This window comes from Arcobacter acticola (genome assembly GCF_013177675.1).
Classification (GTDB): Bacteria; Campylobacterota; Campylobacteria; order Campylobacterales; family Arcobacteraceae; genus Aliarcobacter; species Aliarcobacter acticola.
Genome location: NZ_CP042652.1, coordinates 2,834,888 through 2,855,945, shown reverse-complemented (window position 1 = coordinate 2,855,945; position 21,058 = coordinate 2,834,888). Strand labels below are relative to the sequence as shown.

Annotated in this window: 20 protein-coding genes; all 20 read left to right on the top strand. The window is 29.2% G+C overall.

The features are described from left to right. The first annotated feature begins 48 nt into the window (after window positions 1–48). The 20 genes from AACT_RS14585 (at window position 49) to topA (ending at window position 21,057) form a co-directional block, all read left to right on the top strand. Complete coding sequence (locus AACT_RS14585; RefSeq protein ID WP_172128112.1) at window positions 49–402, top strand: hypothetical protein; 354 nt, start codon at window positions 49–51, stop codon at window positions 400–402. A gap of 15 nt (window positions 403–417) precedes the next feature. After that, the gene (locus tag AACT_RS14580; protein ID WP_172128110.1) at window positions 418–2,151 is read left to right on the top strand and encodes an ATP-binding protein; all 1,734 of its coding nucleotides are present in this window, start codon (window positions 418–420) and stop codon (window positions 2,149–2,151) included. A 310-nt stretch (window positions 2,152–2,461) separates the two neighbouring features. Next, a complete protein-coding gene (locus AACT_RS14575) occupies window positions 2,462–2,851 on the top strand; it encodes an NAD(P)H-quinone oxidoreductase subunit 3 (RefSeq protein ID WP_172128108.1) in 390 nt (129 codons plus the stop codon). After that, window positions 2,833–3,342, top strand: coding sequence for a NuoB/complex I 20 kDa subunit family protein (locus AACT_RS14570; protein ID WP_172128106.1), 510 nt, complete (start codon window positions 2,833–2,835; stop codon window positions 3,340–3,342). Before AACT_RS14575 ends, AACT_RS14570 begins: the two co-directional genes overlap by 19 nt. Beyond that, on the top strand, window positions 3,342–4,145 hold the full coding sequence (locus AACT_RS14565; RefSeq protein WP_172128104.1) for an NADH-quinone oxidoreductase subunit C: 804 nt from the start codon (window positions 3,342–3,344) through the stop codon (window positions 4,143–4,145). The genes AACT_RS14570 and AACT_RS14565 overlap by 1 nt, the downstream gene beginning before the upstream one ends. A gap of 5 nt (window positions 4,146–4,150) precedes the next feature. Then, window positions 4,151–5,377, top strand: a complete 1,227-nt coding sequence (gene nuoD, locus AACT_RS14560) for an NADH dehydrogenase (quinone) subunit D (protein WP_172128102.1) — start codon at window positions 4,151–4,153, stop codon at window positions 5,375–5,377. Window positions 5,378–5,386: 9 nt separating this feature from the next. Then, complete coding sequence (locus AACT_RS14555; RefSeq protein ID WP_172128100.1) at window positions 5,387–5,665, top strand: NADH-ubiquinone oxidoreductase subunit E family protein; 279 nt, start codon at window positions 5,387–5,389, stop codon at window positions 5,663–5,665. Next, entirely contained in the window at window positions 5,658–6,464 is an 807-nt protein-coding gene (locus tag AACT_RS14550) for a hypothetical protein (protein WP_172128098.1), read from the top strand. The genes AACT_RS14555 and AACT_RS14550 overlap by 8 nt, the downstream gene beginning before the upstream one ends. Continuing rightward, window positions 6,464–8,938: an NADH-quinone oxidoreductase subunit G gene (locus AACT_RS14545; RefSeq protein WP_172128096.1), complete on the top strand. Its 2,475-nt coding sequence runs from the start codon at window positions 6,464–6,466 to the stop codon at window positions 8,936–8,938. The genes AACT_RS14550 and AACT_RS14545 overlap by 1 nt, the downstream gene beginning before the upstream one ends. A gap of 1 nt (window position 8,939) precedes the next feature. Then, complete coding sequence (gene nuoH / locus AACT_RS14540) at window positions 8,940–9,932, top strand: NADH-quinone oxidoreductase subunit NuoH (protein WP_172128094.1); 993 nt, start codon at window positions 8,940–8,942, stop codon at window positions 9,930–9,932. Between the two features lie 9 nt (window positions 9,933–9,941). Further along, a complete protein-coding gene (gene nuoI / locus AACT_RS14535; RefSeq protein ID WP_172128092.1) occupies window positions 9,942–10,562 on the top strand; it encodes an NADH-quinone oxidoreductase subunit NuoI in 621 nt (206 codons plus the stop codon). Window positions 10,563–10,571: 9 nt separating this feature from the next. Beyond that, window positions 10,572–11,150: an NADH-quinone oxidoreductase subunit J gene (locus AACT_RS14530; RefSeq protein WP_172128090.1), complete on the top strand. Its 579-nt coding sequence runs from the start codon at window positions 10,572–10,574 to the stop codon at window positions 11,148–11,150. Continuing rightward, window positions 11,147–11,446: an NADH-quinone oxidoreductase subunit NuoK gene (nuoK, locus tag AACT_RS14525; RefSeq protein WP_172128088.1), complete on the top strand. Its 300-nt coding sequence runs from the start codon at window positions 11,147–11,149 to the stop codon at window positions 11,444–11,446. Before AACT_RS14530 ends, nuoK begins: the two co-directional genes overlap by 4 nt. Before the next feature lie 2 nt (window positions 11,447–11,448). Next, a complete protein-coding gene (gene nuoL / locus AACT_RS14520; RefSeq protein WP_172128086.1) occupies window positions 11,449–13,308 on the top strand; it encodes an NADH-quinone oxidoreductase subunit L in 1,860 nt (619 codons plus the stop codon). A 12-nt stretch (window positions 13,309–13,320) separates the two neighbouring features. Continuing rightward, a complete protein-coding gene (locus AACT_RS14515; RefSeq protein ID WP_172128084.1) occupies window positions 13,321–14,847 on the top strand; it encodes an NADH-quinone oxidoreductase subunit M in 1,527 nt (508 codons plus the stop codon). Beyond that, window positions 14,847–16,349 carry an NADH-quinone oxidoreductase subunit NuoN gene (gene nuoN / locus AACT_RS14510; RefSeq protein ID WP_172128082.1) on the top strand — a complete coding sequence of 501 codons (1,503 nt, stop codon included), beginning with the start codon at window positions 14,847–14,849 and terminating at the stop codon, window positions 16,347–16,349. The genes AACT_RS14515 and nuoN overlap by 1 nt, the downstream gene beginning before the upstream one ends. A gap of 56 nt (window positions 16,350–16,405) precedes the next feature. Continuing rightward, window positions 16,406–16,894, top strand: coding sequence for a transglycosylase SLT domain-containing protein (locus AACT_RS14505; RefSeq protein WP_172128080.1), 489 nt, complete (start codon window positions 16,406–16,408; stop codon window positions 16,892–16,894). A 72-nt stretch (window positions 16,895–16,966) separates the two neighbouring features. After that, complete coding sequence (locus tag AACT_RS14500; protein ID WP_172128078.1) at window positions 16,967–17,830, top strand: menaquinone biosynthesis family protein; 864 nt, start codon at window positions 16,967–16,969, stop codon at window positions 17,828–17,830. Between the two features lie 3 nt (window positions 17,831–17,833). Continuing rightward, the gene (locus AACT_RS14495) at window positions 17,834–18,619 is read left to right on the top strand and encodes a UDP-N-acetylmuramate dehydrogenase (RefSeq protein WP_172128076.1); all 786 of its coding nucleotides are present in this window, start codon (window positions 17,834–17,836) and stop codon (window positions 18,617–18,619) included. Window positions 18,620–18,672: 53 nt separating this feature from the next. Then, window positions 18,673–21,057: a type I DNA topoisomerase gene (gene topA / locus AACT_RS14490; protein ID WP_172128074.1), complete on the top strand. Its 2,385-nt coding sequence runs from the start codon at window positions 18,673–18,675 to the stop codon at window positions 21,055–21,057. Window position 21,058 lies beyond the last annotated feature (1 nt).

The window sequence follows — 21,058 nt, the reverse complement described above, 5'->3', positions numbered from 1 at the left end:
GTAGTTAAGACTTATTGCAGTATTATATTATTTTTACTGGGAGTTTAAATGATTTTTATAGGACTATTTTTATTTATTGCATTAATTATAATTGCATTAAATCTACATAATCAATCTAACTTAAACGAAATAAAACAATATCTTCAAAATAATAACTGTCAAGATATAGTGTATTCAAAAGGCTCATATAAGGCATTATGCGATGATTATTTCACTGAAATAGAAAATAGTTTTACAATTGATATTAATAAAAATTCAAGAAGTATAAACTACAAAGATATAAAAGATTTAAGAGTAGATAAACTGAATATAGTAATAAATAGTGATTTTAAAATTGAATTTAAAGAAAAAGAAATCTTAGATCCATTTTTCAAAAATCTAGAAAACAAATTAAATAAATAGGATTATAGAAATAGAATGAAAGAAGTTATAAACTTTATAAAAGCACAAAATGTAGAATCAACTACATTCTATACACAATTAAAATGTTCTGTTGAAGAAGCAAAAATTTTACAATATATGTCTAAAGAGTATGTAAATGGTAGAGATACTTTAGGTGTTATTGACGTATTAGGTGAGTTTTATGATTTAAAAACTTATAAACATTTAGAAAAACTCGATTTGATTAAATCACTTTTAGAGTTTGGTTGGATTGTTCAAGTATCATTTGATCAAGTTAAACTTAGTGAAGTATCAAAACTTGAACTTATCAATTCAAGTATCTCTCTTTCAAGTGCATATTTAAAAATGCTTGAAAATGGAAGCAATGATTTCATCCTTCCTGAGATTAAGAATTACTCTGATCATTTAGAATATTTACAAGATCAATTTTTTAGAATAGATTTAGCACAGCAGTTAAATGTAGTAAGAAAAAACTTTGATGTAAATAGTCCAAGTTCAAATAGATTAAAATCAAAATTAATTTTATTGGAAAATAGAATTAAAGAGAGAATCAAAGTTACAAATAACGCAATTATGCTTGTGGATTTCTTCAAAGATAATGATTTAGACGAACAAGAACAAACATTGTTTTTAGCTCTATTAAAAGAAGAGTATTCAGGTGGAGATGGAAGCTTAAGAGATATGAACTCTTTGATTGAATTAATTTCAAGCGATGATTATGAAAAAATCAAATACAGAAGTCTATTAGAAGAAAGCTCAACTTTAGTTTCAAAATCATTGATTGATTATGATGAAGTTTTAACTCCATTTGGAGGAATTAATAGAAATTTTTATATTCCTGATGAGGTATTATATAAAATTTCACATCCAACAAAAAAATCTACAAATGTAGGAAAAATAAAACTTGATACAGTTATAAAAGAGCAAGAGATGTTTGAGTTAATCTCAACAACAAAATCTTTAGATGACGTAGTTTTAAATGAAAAAACAAAAGAAACTTTAGATTCATTGTTAAAACAAGTTGATAAAACTGTTATTAATAGACTTAAACAATGGGGAATTAAAGATAAAAAAAGAGGAATAGAAGCTAAAATAATCTTTTATGGTGTTGCAGGAACTGGTAAAACATTAACAGCCCTTGCACTTGCTAGATCTCTTAAAAAAGAGGTATTAAGTTTTGATTGTTCAAAAATTTTATCTATGTATATAGGTGAAAGTGAAAAAAATGTAAGAAGTATTTTTGATAAATACTATGAACTTAGAACTCAAACAAAATCAGAACCTGTATTGTTACTAAATGAAGCAGATCAGTTTTTAAGCGCACGAGCTTCTGGAGGAGTAAGTAGTAGTGATAAGATGCATAATCAAATGCAAAATATCTTTTTAGAACAGATTGAAAGATTCGATGGAATATTAATTGCAACAACAAATTTACTTGAAAATCTTGATAAGGCATTTTCTAGAAGATTTAATTATAAAATTGAATTTGTAAAACCAAATAAAGCTCAAAGATTGGATTTATGGAAAAAATTAATTCCATCATCTCTTCCTTTAGAAAAAGACTTTGATATTGAAGAGTTAGCTAAATATGAACTAACGGGTGGACAAATAGAGCTTGTAATTAAAAATACAGCTTATAAAATAGCTGTTAGCGATGAGCCAATTTTTAAAGTTGAAAATTTCAAAGAGCAAATTACAAAAGAGCAAAAAGGTCAATTTGACAGTGAAAATAAAGTAGGTTTTTTCTAAACTTACTTAACGAAAATGTTATTTAAAAAATATCACAAATATCTCATCTTTAAAAAGTATAATTAATCATTATAATTAATAATATTTTAAGAAATTAATAAATTATACTTTTTTATTATAAAAATTTTACTATAGATTTAATGTTTCTTTTTGTACCAATTTAGCTTTTATCCTTAGAAAAACATTAAAGTATAAGCTTATTTTTATTAGGTTACAATATTATTCATAATTATTATATAAGTGGCTATTTATCACAAATTTAGTATTGTATTTGTAGATTAAAACTTTTAGCTTTAAAAGGATAGATTAAATGACACACATGGAATTTGCACATCCCTATTTTGGTGCATTTGTTATGTTTATTGTAACATTTGGTGCTTTTGGTGCAACCGTATGGCTAGCAAGATATGTAAGTAGAAAAATTGCAAGACTTGACACAGAAAAATTAAAAACAACACTTTATGAGTGTGGGCCAGAAGTTACAAAACAACCAAACACAATATCAACGCAATTTTATTTAACTGCCTTATTGTTTATTTTATTTGATGTAGAGATTATATTTATGTTCCCTTGGGCAATTAACTTTAAACTTCTTGGATGGTTTGGTTTTGTTGAGATGATACTATTCTTTACTATTTTAGCAATAGGCTTTTTATACGCATGGAAAAAAGGAGCACTTGAGTGGCACAGCATAAAATAAATTATTTACAAGATAATGCAACGGCAATTAAACTAACAACTATTGATAAATTAGTTAATTTTGGTCGTTCTAATTCATTATGGCCAATGACTTACGGATTAGCATGTTGTGCTATTGAAATGATGGCAACAGGAGCTTCTAGATATGATTTCGATAGATTTGGAACAATTTTTAGAGCAAGTCCTAGACAATCAGATGTTTTAATAATCGCAGGAACTTTAACAAAAAAACATGCTGAATTCATGAGAAGATTATATGATCAAATGCCAGATCCTAAATGGGTTATTTCAATGGGATCATGTGCAAATACAGGTGGAATGTTTAACACATATGCAACTGTTCAAGGTGCAGATAGAATTATCCCTGTTGATATTTATCTTCCAGGCTGTGCACCAAGACCGGAAACACTACAATATGCACTTATGACACTTCAGCAAAAAATCAGAAAAGAATCAATTTTTAGAGCTATTAAGAAAAAGAGGTTAGTGTAATGAGAAAATATACTCCAAAAGATAATGTTCAAAGACAAGCTTATTTTTCAGATAGATTTTTCGTATCTCCTCCCGTTCCACGATTTCCAATAGATTCAGATGAAATCTTTGCAAAAGATTTTGAAGAAATCAACTATAGTATTAATGTTCAAAAAGCTTATATTGAACATACTCACTTAGTAATTATTATTGATAAAAGTTTCTTAATTTCATGTGTAAAACTTCTAAAAGAAAAATTAGAGTATGACATGTTAATGGAATTATCAGCAATTGATTATTTAGCTGCACGTGATGGATATGAAATTTTTTATGAATTTTTATCACTATCAAAACACAAAAGACTAAGAATTAAATGTTTCTTACAAAAAGATGAAGAAATACCTTCATTAACTTCTTTTTTCTCATCAGCAAATTGGAGTGAGAGAGAAATGTATGATATGTTAGGTGTAAAAGTATCTAATCACTTTAATCTAAAAAGATTGATAATGCCAGATGATTGGTATGATCATCCACTTAAAAAAACATATCCACTGCAAGGTGATGAAGCAGCTTCATGGTATGAAGTTGATAAAATCTTTGGAAAGGAAGCTAGAGATATAATAGGCCCTGAACAAAGAGATCCAGCAGCAATTGATAGATATGACACAACAAGATTTGCAAGACTTGGACATGAAGTTCCATTTGATACAGATATTTCTCAATTTGAACCAGAAACGGGTATTTCTTACCAAGAAGAAAACACATCAAAAATTATGAAAAAATTAAAACCTGAAGAATCAGTTGTTTTAAAAAGAAGAAGGTAGAAAATATGCAACAACCAAATAGACTAAAACCTTTTTTTGAAAATATTCACTTTGAGCGTGATGATAATACTATGATGGTGAACTTCGGTCCACAGCATCCATCTGCTCACGGTCAGCTAAGACTTATCTTAGAACTTCAAGGTGAAGAAGTTGTAAAATCAAGACCAATGATTGGATACCTTCATAGAGGTATGGAAAAAATGGCTGAGAATATGATTTATAATGAATTCTTACCAACAACAGATAGAATGGATTATATTGCTGCTACTTCAAATAACTATGGTTATGCCCTAGCAATTGAAAAACTTCTAGGAATCGAAGCTCCAAGACGAGCAGAAGTTATTAGAACTATGCTTTTAGAGTTAAATAGAATTACTTCACACCTTTTCTGGCTTGCAACTCATGCACTTGATGTTGGAGCTATGTCTATGTTCTTATATTGCTTTAGAGAAAGAGAATACGCAATGGACTTAATAGAAGACTATTGTGGAGCTAGACTTACTCATAGTGCTGTAAGAATTGGTGGAGTTCCACTTGACTTACCTTCAAACTGGATTGATGACTGTATGAGTTTTTTAGATGTTTTAGAACAAGAACTTAAAACATATGAAGGACTTCTAACAGAAAATAGAATCTGGAAAATGAGACTTGAAAATGTTGGAGTTATAACTGCACAAATGGCAAAAGATTGGGGCTGTTCTGGAATTGTATTAAGAGGGGCTGGAATTAAATGGGATTTAAGAAAAGAGATGCCTTATGGTCTTTATCCTGAACTTGATTTTGATGTTCCAATTTCATATACAAATGACTGTTATGGAAGATATAAAATTTGTATACAAGAGATGAAAGAATCTTCAAAAATATTAAAACAATTAGTTCCTATGTATAAAGAGTCTGAATCTCAATTAATGGCTCATTCACCAAATTACATTTCAGCTCCAAAAGAGCAAATCATGACTCAAAACTACTCTTTAATGCAACATTTTGTTCTTGTAACTCAAGGTATGAGACCACCTGTTGGAGAAGTTTATGTTGCAACTGAATCACCAAAAGGTGAGTTAGGATATTTTGTTGTAAGTGATGGAAGTCCATATGCATATAGAATGAAAATTAGAACTCCTAGTTTCCAACATACTGCTATTTTAGAAGAGTTATTAGTAGGATTACAATTAGCCGATGTTGTTACAGTAATAGGTAACTTAAACATTGTATTTGGCGAAATAGATCGGTAAGGGGAAGTTATGAAAAGATTTGATTTAAGATATTTAAAAAATGACTTCTATGACAGAATGTTGGAGTTAATGGATAAACAAATTGCAGCAGAAGAAGTAGCAATTATTATTTTTGAAATTGGAGATTTTGATAATATTCAAAAATCTGCAGATGTTATATATGAAGCTGGTTATACACTTATGAATTCTATTAAATTTACTGAAGTTGATTGGACGCTGGTAGTAAAAAAAATTAAGCCAGAACCTAAAATAGTTGAGCAAAAAGAAGAGGAAAAAGGTGATGAATAGAAAAGAGCTTATTTCTAAAAGTGATTTTATAATATCTCTTGGTTCAATGCTTGCAGATAATAGGGAAGAAGTAACAAATAGTATTATTGAATCTATTGCTAAAACTAATGCAAAATTTACATATATACACCCAATTGATAATATTAATATGAAGCTTTATTACACACAGTTTATAAAATATGAAGTTGGAAGTGAAGAGGGTATTTGTGCTTTATTATTAGATACTTTTGTAAAAGAGTGTGATGATAAAACTAGAAAATTTATTGATGATTTAGATTTAGGTTATATTTCTGCTGAAAGTTCAGCTGGAGAAGAAGAGTTTGAAGAAGCATATGAAAATTATTTAGAAGCAAATAATAAACTATTGATAATCGGTGATGATTTATTAGAGCACAAAAGAATAGAAAACATAATTAAATTATTAGCTCTTATTAAAAAATACACAAATTTTGAATTAATAGTTCTAAATGAAGATTTAGAAAAGAAAATAAATTCATGTACAAATTTTGATTTAGAAGAGATTGAAGAATTAAAATCTTTTAATGGAACTTTGGTTTATAAACTTATTGATGAAAATCAAAATGATGAATTAATAGCTAGTAAAACATTTGCAAATATTGCAAAAGTTGCAAATGGTGATGAAATTTATATAAATTCTAAAGATGAAAAAATAAAAAGAACTTTAAAAGTTGATGAAACATTAAATGGAACAATTGCCATTTTAAAAGTTAAAAACATTGATGATGTTTTTAATGGATATAGATATAAACAAGTAAAGATTGAAAAGGTTGAAGCATAATGAGTGATATGATTACACTAACAATTGATGGTAAAACTGTTGAAGCAAAAGAGGGTGAGTCAATATTAAATGTAGCTCGTGCAAATGACGTATTTGTTCCTGCTGTTTGTTATTTGACAAGATGTTCACCAACACTTGCATGTAGATTATGTTTAGTTGAGGCTGATGGAAAACAAGTATATGGATGTAATACAAAAGTAAAACCTGATATGCAGATTTCTACTGTTACTGAAAACATAGAAAAAGAAAGACGTGCAATAATGGAAGTTTACGATGTAAATCATCCATTACAATGTGGTGTTTGTGACCAAAGTGGTGAATGTGAATTACAAAACTACTCTTTATATATGAAAGTTGATTCTCAAAGCTATAGTATAAAAGATATTCACAGACCAACACAACACTGGGGAGTTATGAATTATGACCCAGCGCTTTGTATCGTATGTGAAAGATGTGTAACTGTATGTCAAGATATGGTTGGATCAAATGCATTAAGTACTGTAAAAAGACCAAGCGATGCAATTGAAAAAACATTTAAAGATGAAATGCCAAAAGATGCATACGCAATGTGGAACAAACTAAATAAATCACTTATTGGTTATGATGCAGATGCCTGTACAAACTGTGGTGAATGTATTGCAGCATGTCCTGTTGGAGCTTTAGTTTCACATGATTTCCAATATACTTCAAATGCTTGGGAGCTTAAAAAAATACCAGCTGCTAATCCTCACTCATCTGATTGTGCTTTTATGTATTATGAAATTAAACACGAATCAATTGATAAACATGCAACTAAAAAAATCTATAGGGTAACAAATGAGCCTCATTACTCAACTGTAAATGGTTCAGGAAGATTTGCTTATGATTTTGAAAACAAAGTTGAATCAAAAGATACAAAAGCTTTTAAAGAAGCTATTGAAGCATTTAAAAAAGCTAAAAATATTAAATTTAACTCATTTATTACAAATGAAGAGGCTTTAATTTTACAAAAAATTGCTGATTTCACAGGCGTTAAACTTGTAAATGAAGATGCAAAAAGATACCAAGAATTCTTGATAAACTATAGTAAAACTTCAGGTAAATCTCTATATTCATCAAAACTATCAGAAGTTCATAATTCAAACTTTGTAATTTCTGTGGGATCATATTTAAAATCAGATTTACCAAATGCTAGATATGCATTTAATAACTCAGTAATTATGAATAAAGGTGCTGGTTTATATTTTCATCCTGTAGCTGATCCTGTTATGGAAAAAATTGGTAAAAAAGGTAAAACAACTGAATTTATCTACCATGATGCTATGGTTGAAGAATCAATTTTATACTTTATTTTATATAAGTTTGCAAAAGACTTACCAGCAGAAATTCAAAGCTATATTGATTCATTAAAAGAAACAAGAACAAAAACTCTTACAGAAGTTGTAAAAGAAAATGTTGTAGAGATTGTAGTTGATGAAGCAACAGGTGAAGAAAAAGAGCTTAAAAAAGTTGTTTCTAAAAATGTTTCAAAAGAAGTTTCTTATGAATACATCTCTTTATTAGCTGATTTTGGAAAAGATGAGAGTTTCTTAGATTTATTAAATGATATGCTTGCTAAAAAAGATACATTCTCTTTAATTGTTGGAGAGGATTTAATAACTCATCCAAATAGTGAAAATTTAGCGAAACTTTGTGGATTAATAGATAGATGTACTGATTTTAATGTTGTAATTATTCCATCTCAAACAAATACTTTAGGTGTATCTCAAATTTGTACACTTTCAAATGAAGTAGATGGATTTAGTGTTGGTTATAACGTAAAAGCTGATTTTGAATTATCAGCTTTAGGTGATGGAAATTTAGATATTCCAGCGCTAAATCAACAAGAGGGAACTTTTACAAATATTGATAAAAAAGTAATTCCTACAAATGCAGCACTTGCTTTTAAAGGTTATACTTTAAACGAAGTTGCAAATGAAGTTTTAAATGATGATATTGAATATACAATAGAATATACACCAAAACTTCCTGTTAATAAAGGTTATAAAGCAATAGGATTTGATGATTTACCAAATAAATTTGGAAATGATCAAGTTGAGTATAGAGGTTATGATTTAATAGAAACATCAATATCTACTCAAAATGATGTAAAAGAAATAAGTATTGAAAAAATTACATTAAATGATGATGAAATTCTTATTTATAAAGCAAACCCAATTAATCAGTTTAATGAGTTCACAGCAATTGCACATGAATTTAAAGAAAAACTTCAAGATGGAATTTTCTTTTCAAAAGCAGCTTTTGAAAAACTTGAATTACAAAATGGTGATAAAGTAAAAGTAAATGCTAATAATCAAAGCTTAGAATTAAATGCCTATGTTGATGTTCAAATAGCTGGAAATATAGCTTATGTTTCAACATTTATGAAAAATTCTTTATCAAATAGCTTATTTAATGTTTATAGATTTAATAAAGCAAAAGTAGCAAAGGTATAGTATGGAAACAAGTATTATAATAGAAACTATTGTTAAAGTTGTAATTGTTTTAGCTGTGTTTTCAGCACTTGCTGGATTTACAACATATATTGAAAGAAAAATCTTAGCATTTATGCAAAGAAGACTAGGACCCACAAATGTTGGGCCTTATGGATTATTACAAATAGCAGCAGATGGTATTAAACTATTTACAAAAGAGGATTTTATTCCTGCAAATGCAAATAAACCAATCTTTATGATAGCTCCTCTTATTACGGCTGCAACTGCATTTATAGCTATGAGTGCAGTTCCTTTTTTCCCAGAATTTGAGATGTTTGGATATACGGTTAGACCAATTATTTCTGATATTAATGTGGGTGTTTTATTTGTTATGTCTGTTGGGGCTGTTGGACTTTATGGTCCATTACTTGGTGGTATGAGTTCTGCTAATAAATGGGCGCTTCTTGGAGGTGCGAGAACTGCAATTCAACTTTTATCATATGAAGTTGTTTCAGGTCTTTCACTTTTAGCTCCATTAATGATGGTTGGATCTTTATCTTTAATTGATATTAATAACTATCAATCAGGTGGATTTGGTGATTGGATTATTTGGTCTCAACCATTGGCTTTTTTATTGTTTACAATTGCTGGATTTGCTGAAACAAATAGAACTCCTTTTGACCTTTTAGAGCATGAAGCTGAATTAGTTGCTGGTTATGCAACTGAGTATTCAGGTATGAGATGGGGTATGTTCTTTATCGGAGAATACGCGAACCTTTTTACAATTTCATTTTTAATTGCACTTATATTCTTAGGTGGATTTAATCCATTATGGTTTATTCCAGGTGGATTTGCAATTGTATTAAAAGTTATGTTTTTGATTTTTGTTTTCTTATGGACAAGAGCTTCTTGGCCACATATTAGACCAGATCAATTAATGTGGTTATGTTGGAAAATTTTAATGCCACTTGCAGTACTAAATGTTTTAGTTACTGGTTTTGTGATGATGTTTTAGGAGGTAATTATGGAACTAAATCAATTTAAAAATAGAAATATAAGTGAAGATTATATTACAGTTCAAGAGGATAATTACCCAAAAACTAATTGGGAAACTTTTAAACAAGTAGCAACTAGATCTGTAAAAGGTGAACTTTTTGTTGGATTAAAAATCACTTTTGGAATAATGTATAGAGCACTTTTCAAAGGTGAAATGGCAACAGTTCAATATCCAAAAGAAAAGTTACCAATAGGGCCTAGATATAGAGCTGTACATAAACTTCTTAGGCTTTTAGAGTCAGGTGAAGAGAGATGTATTGGTTGTGGACTTTGTGAAAAAATCTGTATTGCAAATTGTATCCGAATGGAAACTAGAATTGATGAAAATTCTAGAAAAGAAGTTATGGAATATACAATTAATATGGGAAGATGTATTTTCTGTGGATATTGTGCTGAAGTTTGTCCAGAACTTGCCATCGTTCATGGTGGAAGATATGAAAACTCAAGTGAACAAAGAGCGCACTTCTCACTTAAAGAAGATATTTTAACAAGTGCTAATGGTCTTGGTGCTCAATTGGAATATGATGGATATGGTTCGGTGTCACCAGATGCAGATAAAAAAATCAAAAAAACACCATTATCATACTAAGGAGATTGAATGTTTGAAATTGTAGCTTTTATTATATTTTCTGTTTTAACTATTAGTATGTTTAGTATTACCGTTTTAACTAATAATGCTTTATATGCATTAAGTTCACTTGCAGCTGGAATGATTTTTATCTCTGCTTTTTTCTTTTTATTAGAAGCAGATTTTCTAGGTGCTGTTCAAATTGTAGTTTATACAGGTGCTGTTATGTCTTTATACGCTTTTGGAATGATGTTTTTTGATTCACTTTCAGAAGTAAAAGAAAAAGTAAAAAATCCAAGACTTGTATTTTTATTATCAGGAATGGTAGCTTTAATTGTTGTTATTGTTTTAATAGCTCCAATTATTGGTGAAGGTGTTGAAGCTAGTAATCCTGTTCATCCAGCTTATGGAAATTCAGTTGATGTTGGATTAATTTTATTTACTAAATATTTGGTTCCATTTGAAGTAGCAGCTATTATGCTTTTAGTTGCAATGATTGGTGGAATTGTTTTAGCTGGTAAAAAAATGGATATTTCATATTCTGAAATGAAAGAAGATGAAATTGATGAAAAAATCAAACTTGATACTGCTAAAAAGGATAATAAATGACACTTAATGCTTATTTAATATTATCTACAATTCTATTTTGCATAGGATTAATAGGTGTAATAAAAAGAAAAAATGTTTTAATGCTTTTTTTCTCAACTGAAATTATGCTTAATGCTGTAAATGTGGGATTAGCAGCAATTTCAAAATTTCATGGAGACTTATCAGGTCAAATTTTTGCTTTCTTTATTATTGCAGTTGCAGCAAGTGAAGTTGCTATTGGACTTGGACTTTTGATTCTTTGGTATAAAAGAACAGGTTCTATTAATTTAGATGATATAGCTGGGATGAAAGGGTAATAATGGAAAAATTTATATATATAGCACTTTTTGCACCACTTGTAGGTTCACTAATTGCTGCTTTATTTTCAACTCAGCCAAAAACAGCATTTACAGGATGGTTTACATCTTTTATGTTGGCTGTTTCAATGTATGCATCTTTAAATCTTTTACATTTTATTTATACTACAGATACAATTTTACAAATAACTTTATTTGATTGGATTGTAATTGGAAATTTAAATATTCCTTTTGGATTTGTAGTTGACCATGTAAGTGTTGTAATGATGACAGTTGTAACTGTTGTTTCTACTATGGTGCATGTGCATTCTATTGGATATATGGAACATGACAAAGGTTTTAATAGATATTTCTCATACCTATCAGCATTCGTATTTTCTATGCTTGTTTTAGTAATGAGTGATAACTTTGCTGTTTTATTTATTGGATGGGAAGGTGTTGGAGTTTGTTCATGGTTGTTAATTGGTTTTTGGTATCACAAAGAATCAGCAACTTGGGCTGCAAACGAAGCTTTTATTATGAACAGAGTTGGGGACTTAGGTTTACTTCTTGGAATGTTTTTAATTTACTGGAATATTGGAAGTTTACAATACGATATCGTATTTGCTCAAGTTTCAACTTTAGAAAATTCTACACTTGTTTGGATAGCAGCTTTATTATTCCTAGGAGCGATGGGTAAATCAGCTCAATTCCCACTTCATACATGGCTTGCAGATGCAATGGAAGGACCAACACCGGTTTCAGCATTAATTCACGCAGCAACAATGGTAACAGCTGGGGTTTATTTAGTAATTAGATCAAATGAACTTTATACTTTAGTTCCTGAAGTTGGATATGCAATTGCAGCTCTTGGAGCATTTGTAGCTATATTTGCTGCTTCAATGGCTTTAGTAAATAATGATATGAAAAGAATTATTGCATACTCAACATTATCACAACTTGGATATATGTTTGTAGCAGCTGGTCTTGGAGCTTATTGGGTTGCATTATTTCACCTTGCAACTCATGCATTTTTCAAATCAGTATTATTCTTAGGTGCTGGAAATGTAATGCATGCTATGGATGATGAGTTAGATATCAGAAAAATGGGTGGTCTTCATAAAAAAATGAAGTCAACATCTATTATTATGGCAGTGGCTTCTCTTGCACTTGCTGGTATTTTCCCACTTGCTGGATTCTTCTCAAAAGATAAAATACTAGAAGCTGCATTTAATGCTGATGCATTAGTATTATGGGGTGTTTTATGGGTAACTGCTGGTTTAACTGCATTTTATTCATTTAGACTTGTTATGAAAATATTCTTTGGAGAACAAAATTATTCAAATGAAGAACATCATCCACATGAAGCTAAAAACTTTGTAATCGCAGCAATGATTCCACTTGCTATTTTAGCGGTAATTGCTGGATGGTTTGAACATTCATTTGTTGAGTTTGTAACTAAAATTCTTCCAACATGGAAAGCTTCAAATCTTAATCATTCAACAGCTTGGATTTTAATTTTAATTACAAGTGCAGTTGCTATATTCGGTATTGCAGTTGCAGTTTACAAATATAGAAATAGTGGATTTAGCAAAAATTGGGAAACTACAGGAATTTATAAATTATTAAGTAATCAATATTTTATTCCAAAGTTTTATGAAAACTTTATTTCTAAACCATATTATGCAATATCTGTATGGATGTGGAAAGTTGTAGAAACTAAATTAATTGATGCATCAATTGATGGTCTTGCGCACTTTATTAATAAATTAGGTGTAGGAATAAGACCAATTCAAACTGGTAATTTATCATCATCACTGAGACTAATGGCAGTTGGACTAATCTTCGGATTAGTATTTGCCTTAGTTTTATCAGTACTTTAAGGGGTTATGTAAATGGAAAATATTTTATCAATGCTGATATTTTTCCCAGCAGCTGCAGCTACTGTTGGTTTTCTAATAGAAAAAGATTCTATGAGACAGTATGGAGTAGTTGTTACTGTTGTTGAGTTTGTATTATCTCTTTTATTATGGTATTACTTTGATACAAATGCTACTGGTATGCAATTTGTTCAAATGTTACCTCTTATAGACTCTTATGGTATTCATTATATAGTTGGAGTTGATGGTGTTTCTTTATTCTTAATAATAATGATTACATTTATGACTATGATCGCTTTAATTGGTCTTACTGAAACAAAAGATGTAAAAAACTTAATTATTACAATGCTTTATTTAGAAATGACAATGGTTGGAGTTTTTGCTTCTTTAGATCTTATAATGTTTTATATTTTCTGGGAATTAACACTTATTCCTATGTTTTATATTATTGGATTTTGGGGAGCAGAAAAAAGATTTTATGCAGCAATTAAATTCTTCTTGTATACATTTACAGGTTCATTAATTATGCTTATTGGTATATTATATTTTGGATATATTTACCATGAAACAACAGGTGTATGGAGTTTCTCTTTACTTGATTGGTATAACGTTGTTCTTCCTTTTGATTTGCAACTATGGCTATTTATTGCATTCTTCTTTGGGTTTGCTGTAAAAGTACCGATGTTTCCATTTCACACATGGCTACCATTAGCTCACTCACAAGCTCCAACAATTGGATCTATAATTTTAGCAGCAGTATTACTAAAAATGGAAACTTATGGATTTATAAGATTTTCTCTTCCATTATTCCCTGATGCATCTGTTTTCTTTGTAGGATTTATGGCTACACTTGGACTAATAGCAATTATTTATACGGCAATGGTTGCTTATGCTCAAGAAGATATGAAACAAATGATTGCATATTCATCAATTTCTCATATGGGTGTTATTACTCTTGGAGTATTTGCATTAAACGTTGAAGGAATTTCAGGTGCTGTTTATTTGATGATTGGACATGGTATTGTTTCAGGAGCACTGTTTATGAGTGTTGGAGTTTTATATGATAGACGTAAAACAAAGATGATAAAAGAGTTTGGTGGATTAGCTCAAAATATGCCAATGTTTGCACTTGTTTATGCAGTTGTGTTATTTGCATCTGTTGGACTTCCTCTTACTATTGGGTTTATTGGTGAGTTTTTATCTTTATTAGGATTCTTTAAATATTCACCTATTTTAACATTTATAGCTTCACTAACAATAGTTTTAAGTGTTGTTTATATGTTAGCTATGTATAAAAGAACGTTCTTTGGAAAACTAGTTAAACAAGAAAATAAAGATATGAAAGATATTCATGGAAGAGAACTTTTTGCTTTAGGTTCATTAGTAGTTTTAATTGTTGCTTTAGGTATTTATCCAAAAGTAATTTTAGATCCATTAAATACATCAGTTACGCAACTTACAAAAGTTATGGAAATAAAAGCTGTAAATGAAGATACAAAAGAAAAATTAAGAGCTTTAAACTCTATTGGGGAGGTTAAATAATGCTAGAGCCTATTAATATAAGTTTAGATACTCTAAACTTGGGAACATTGGCACCGATGGTTATTGCAATTATAGGTGCATTAAGTATTTTATTAACAGACCTATTTAATAAAGATAAACATAAATCTTTATATGTAATTTTAGTTGTACTATTTCTAATATTTGACTTATTTACACTTTTAGCATTTAGCGGTGATGAAAGAGGTGTATTTGATTTGATGTTACTTGATGGAATTGCAATCTTATCTCAATGTATTATTATTGGTGGTTCAATTTTATTTATTCTTTTAGGTTTATCAAAATTAAGATTCCAAGATTTTAGATATGCTGAATATTTTGCTCTGTATTTATTTGCAGTTGCAGGATTCCAGTTTATGGTAAGTAGTGATTCTTTAATCTTAATCTTTGTTGGACTTGAAACTGCATCTTTAGCTTTATATACAATGATTGCAATGCATAATAGAATGGTTTCTATTGAAGCTGCAGTTAAGTATTTTACAATGGGAGCTTTAGCAGCTGCATTCTTTGTATTTGGTTCTATGATATTTTATGGAATTACAGGTTCACTTGAACTTGCACAAATTGCACAGGTATTAACTCAAGAAGGATTCTTATCACATGAAAATTATGCTAATTATGTTTTAGTATTAGTTGGATTCGTGTTTATGTTTGCTGCTATTGGGTTTAAATTATCTTTATTTCCTTATCATGTTTGGGTACCAGATGTTTACCAAGGTTCAACTTCAGCAATGGCAGGATTTTTATCAGTTGTTCCTAAAATGGCAGGATTTGTTGTAGCTCTTAGATTCTTTGAAATATTTATACATGCAAATGATCCTATTATTCAAACAATGCTTTATGTAACTGTTATCTTAACAATTACAGTTCCAAATTTGATTGCATTACAACAAAAAGATATAAAAAGAATGCTTGCATACTCTTCAATTTCAAATGCAGGTATGGCAATGGCTGCAATTGTAATAGGAACTCAACAAGCAACAAGTGCTTTATTTTTATATTGGATTTTATTTACAATAACAAATTTTGGAGCATTTGGTATGTTATGGATGAATAGAGGTAAAGAGTACAATGATTACAGTTCTCCTTATGCTTTTAGAAAGTTCTCAGGACTTGCAAAAATTTCACCATTTACAGCATCTATTTTAGCGATGTTCTTATTTGCACTTACTGGACTTCCTCCTTTTGCACTATTTTGGGGTAAAATGTATTTAGTAGCAAGTGCTGTAAATGCTGGTCAAATTGCATTGGCAATAATTATTGTACTAAACTCAGTAATTGCTGCATACTATTATTTAAGACCAATTTCTTATATGTTCTTAAGAGATCCAGAAGAGGGATCAAAAACTAAATTTATGGAGAATGGTTCATTGCCAATGAAATCAGCAGTTGGATTTGCAGTATTTTTAACATTAATCTCTATATTTTTAATAGATCCATTATTAAATATAATCACTTTTTACGTATCTAACGCAGGATTTTAGTAAATTTATATTCTAATCATTTGTAAAAATGATTAGAATTATTGTAAACTTACCTTATGAAAAAAATAATAATTCTTTTTTTACTGATTGTTAACCTTTGTTATAGTAATTCTTTAGGTCTTACTAATACGGATATAATAATTCTAAAAAAAATCAAATCACTAACAAATGACAATTTTATGAAATATACATTGATGGCAATTGCTATAAAAGAATCATCTGTGGGAAAACAATTAATAAACAATGTTAGTAAAGATTATGGATTATTTCAAGCAAATATTAAAAGTGTAATTAGAAGACAAAAAGTTCAAGATAATATTTATAATAGAAATTATTTTGCAAAAAAACTTGTATATGATGCAGGTTTTTCAACTGCTAATGCAATAGTTGAAATAGATTATTGGAGAAATGTTCATAAAGACAATTGGATAAAAGTTTGGGCTAGTTATAATACTGGTTGGAAATATAAAAGTACTACAGGACTTAATTATGCAAGTTCAGTATTTGAAATTGTGAAAAAACTCAAATATGAATATAATTTATAAAACTAAAAATACTATAACCATAAAATAAACCATAACTTGTTACAATCACTTACGAAAAATAAAGGAATAAAATTGAAAAATATTAGTGTTGCACACTCACCTGATGCTGATGATATATTTATGTATTATGCAATTAAATTTGGATGGTTAACTCCTAAAGATGCCAAATTTGAAAATATTGCAGCAGATATTGAAACATTAAATCAAGCTACATTAAAAGGTGAGTATGACATTTGTGCTATATCATTTGCTTTATATCCTTTTATCAAAGATGATTATGCCTTATTAAAAACAGCAGTTTCTTTTGGTGAGGGATATGGTCCTAAACTTATAAAAAGAAAAGGAACAAAATTAAAAAGAAATTTTAAAGTAGCACTTAGTGGTGAATTTACAACTAATGCTCTTTTATTTAAAATTGCATATCCAAATGCAAGAATTTCATATATGAATTTTTTAGATATTGAAAAAGCTGTTCTTGATGGAACTGTTGATGCAGGTGTTTTAATACATGAATCAATTTTAACTTATGATCAAGAGTTAGAAGTAGAGCGTGAAATGTGGGATGTTTGGGTTGAATTAAGTGGTGGTGGATTGCCCTTGCCACTTGGTGGAATGTGTTTAAGACGATCAATTCCTATTCATAGTGCAATTGATTATGAAAATACGCTAATAAAAGCAGTGGAAGTTGCAAATAAAAATAGAAAAGTTTTAGCTCCAATGTTACTTGAAAAAGGTTTGATTAGAGTAGATGCCCAAACTTTAGATAAATATTTAGATTTATATGCAAATGATAATTCAGTTTTAATGAGTGATTTACAATATAAAGCTTTAGATAAATTATATGAATTAGGTTATAAAAATGGTTTTTATGAAAATCTAATTAAATCGCAAGATTTTCTAATTCCTACAGAATATGAAGAGTTAAGAGCAAGATAATAAATGCAAAATAGTATAAGAACAATAGATTTCAAAAAATACTCTTCAATAAAAATTGGTCCAGTTTTAGATGTACTTGTAATAAATGAAATAGGTGATTATAGTGATTATCAAATAATTGGTAGAGCAAATAATTTACTAATATCTCCAAATACAAATATAAAGTTTGCTATTTTGGGTGAAGAGTTTGATTATATTAAGCAAGAAGAAAATTTACTTTATGTAGGATGTGCAACAACATCGGGTAAACTTTTAACATATACTAGAAATAATGATATTGCAAATCTAGAGTTTTTGGCTAAATTACCAGGAAATTTAGGTGGTTTAGTTAAAATGAATGCAGGTTTAAAATCATGGGAAATGTTTAATTACATTCATAGTATTAAAACAAAAGATGGTTATGTAAAAAAAGAAGATATAAATTATTCTTATAGAGAAACAAAAATAGATGATATTGTTTATGAAGTAGTTTTTAATATAGAACATGGTTTTTGTAAAGAACAATTAAAAGAGTTTAATAAAATGAGAGATAATCAACCGCATGTACCAAGTGCTGGTTCTTGCTTTAAAAACCCAAAAGGTGATTTTGCAGGTCGATTAATTCAGGAAGTTGGATTAAAAGGTATAAAAAAAGGTGATATGAGCTTTTCAGAACAACACGCAAATTTTTTAGTAAATTATGGTGATGGAACTTTTGAAGATGCGGTATATTTAATAGAAAAAGTGAAAAGTAAAGTTAAAGAGCAGTTTAATATAGATATAGAAGAAGAGATAATAATTTATAAGTAAAATTAATCAATTTATGTTAGAATGCAAACTTCAAAATAATGTAAGGTTTTTTAGTGAAGAATTTAGTAATAGTGGAGTCCCCCGCAAAAGCGAAGACAATCTCAAAATTTTTAGGTAGTGATTATGTAGTAATGGCCTCAATGGGTCACGTAAGAGATTTACCAAAATCTCAATTAGGATTTGATCCAGAAGATAATTTTAAACCAAAATATTTAATATCAACAGATAAGAAAAAAGTAATAAGTGATTTAAAAAAACATATTACAAAAGATACTACCATTTACCTAGCGGCCGATGAGGATAGGGAGGGAGAAGCTATTGCTTGGCATCTTATTCCTGCGTTAAAAATTGAGAAAAACCCTATTAAAAGAATTGTATTTCATGAAATCACTAAAGATGCAATCTTAAAAGCATTAGCAAATCCTAGAGATGTTGATCAACACTTAGTTGATGCTCAACAAGCTAGAAGAATACTTGACCGTGCTGTTGGATATGAATTATCTCCACTTTTATGGAAAAAAGTAAGATATGGTTTAAGCGCTGGTCGTGTTCAATCGGTTGCTGTTAGAATTATAGTAGATAGAGAAAATGAAATTAGAGAGTTTATTCCAGAAGAATACTGGAGAATTAAAGCAGATTTTATAAATCCAGAATTAAAAGCTGAACTTGCAAAAATTAATGGAAAAACTTCAAAAGTAACAAATGAAGAACAAGCATTAAAAATTGAAGACTCTTTAAATCAAGGTATCTATCAATTATCAGATATTGAAGAAAAAGAAAGCACAAGAAATCCAGCAGCTCCATTTACAACATCAACACTTCAACAAGAAGCAAGTAGAAAACTTGGACTTTCAGTTAAGCAAACAATGATTGTAGCTCAACAACTATATGAAGGAAATGTTGGGAATATCCCAAATCATACGGGTGGTTTAATTACTTATATGAGAACAGATTCCTTAAATCTTTCAACAGTTGCTACAAGTGCTGCAAAAGCTGTTATTGAAGAAGAGTATGGAAAAGAATATTCTTTAAGTAAACCAAGATTTTACAAATCTAAAGCAAAGGGTGCACAAGAAGCTCACGAAGCTATTAGGCCTGTAAATTTAGCTTTAAAACCAAGTGAAATAAAACCTTATGTTGAAAATATTCAATATAAACTTTATAGCTTAATTTGGAAAAGAACACTTGCAACACAAATGGCAGTTGCAAAAATAGCTAATACAACTTATAAGATTGATGCAGGGAAAAATAAAGAGTTTGAATTTCAAGTAAAAGGTCAAAGAATTATTTTCCCAGGATTTATGAGAGCTTATACAGAAGGTAGTGATAATCCAGAAGCTGCACTTGATAGTACAGAAAAAATCTTACCAAATATTAAAGTAGGAACAATTTTAGAGTTAGAAAACTTAGAATCTGAACAAAACTTTACAAAACCACCTGCTCGTTATACAGAAGCATCACTGGTTAAAAAACTTGAAAGTGAAGGAATAGGTCGTCCTTCAACTTATGCTCCAACAATTTCAACAATTCAAGCAAGGGAATATGTAAGTAAAACAGAAGATAAAAAACTAATTCCAACACCAACAGGTGAAATTGTAAATAGCTTTTTAGTTGATCACTTTTCTAATATTATAGATTTAGGCTTTACAGCAAAAATCGAAGAAGAGTTTGATGAAATAGCAGAAGGGAAAATCGCTTGGGAAGAAGTGATGAAAGAATTCTATGGTAATTTCAAAAAAACTATTGATGAAAAAGAAGAAAGTGTTAATAAAGAAGATTATTTACAAGTAAGAGAAATTGGAATTGATCCAAAATCTGGAAAACCTGTAAGTGCAAGAGTTGGAAGATTTGGTCCATTTATTCAAATTGGTACAAAAGATGATGAAGAAAAACCAAAATTTGTAGCAATTCCTGATAACTTGAATATGGATACAATAACATTTGAAGAAGCAATGTTCTTATTTACACTTCCAAGAGTTGTAGGACTTGATTCAAGTGGAGAAGAGATAAAAGCAAATATTGGAAGATTTGGACCATATTTACAAATAAAAACGAAATATTATTCATTAAAAACTGATGATCCTTATACTGTTGAATTACCAAGAGCATTAGAGATAATCAAAGAGTTAGATGAAGCAAAAGAAAAAGCTACAATAAAAGTATTTGAAAAAGAAAAGATTCAAATTTTAATAGGTCAATATGGGGCTTATATAAAACAAGGAAGAAAAAATTTCAAAATACCAAAAGGTAAAGAAGCTAAAGATTTAACTTTAGAAGAATGCCTTGATATTATTGCAAATGATTCTAAATCAAAAGGTAGAACATCAACAGTAAGTGTAAAAAAAGCGCCTGCAAAGAAAACTACAACAGCTAAGAAAACAACTGCAAAAAAAACTACAGCTAAAAAACCTACAAGTAAAAAGAGTGCTGACAAATAAT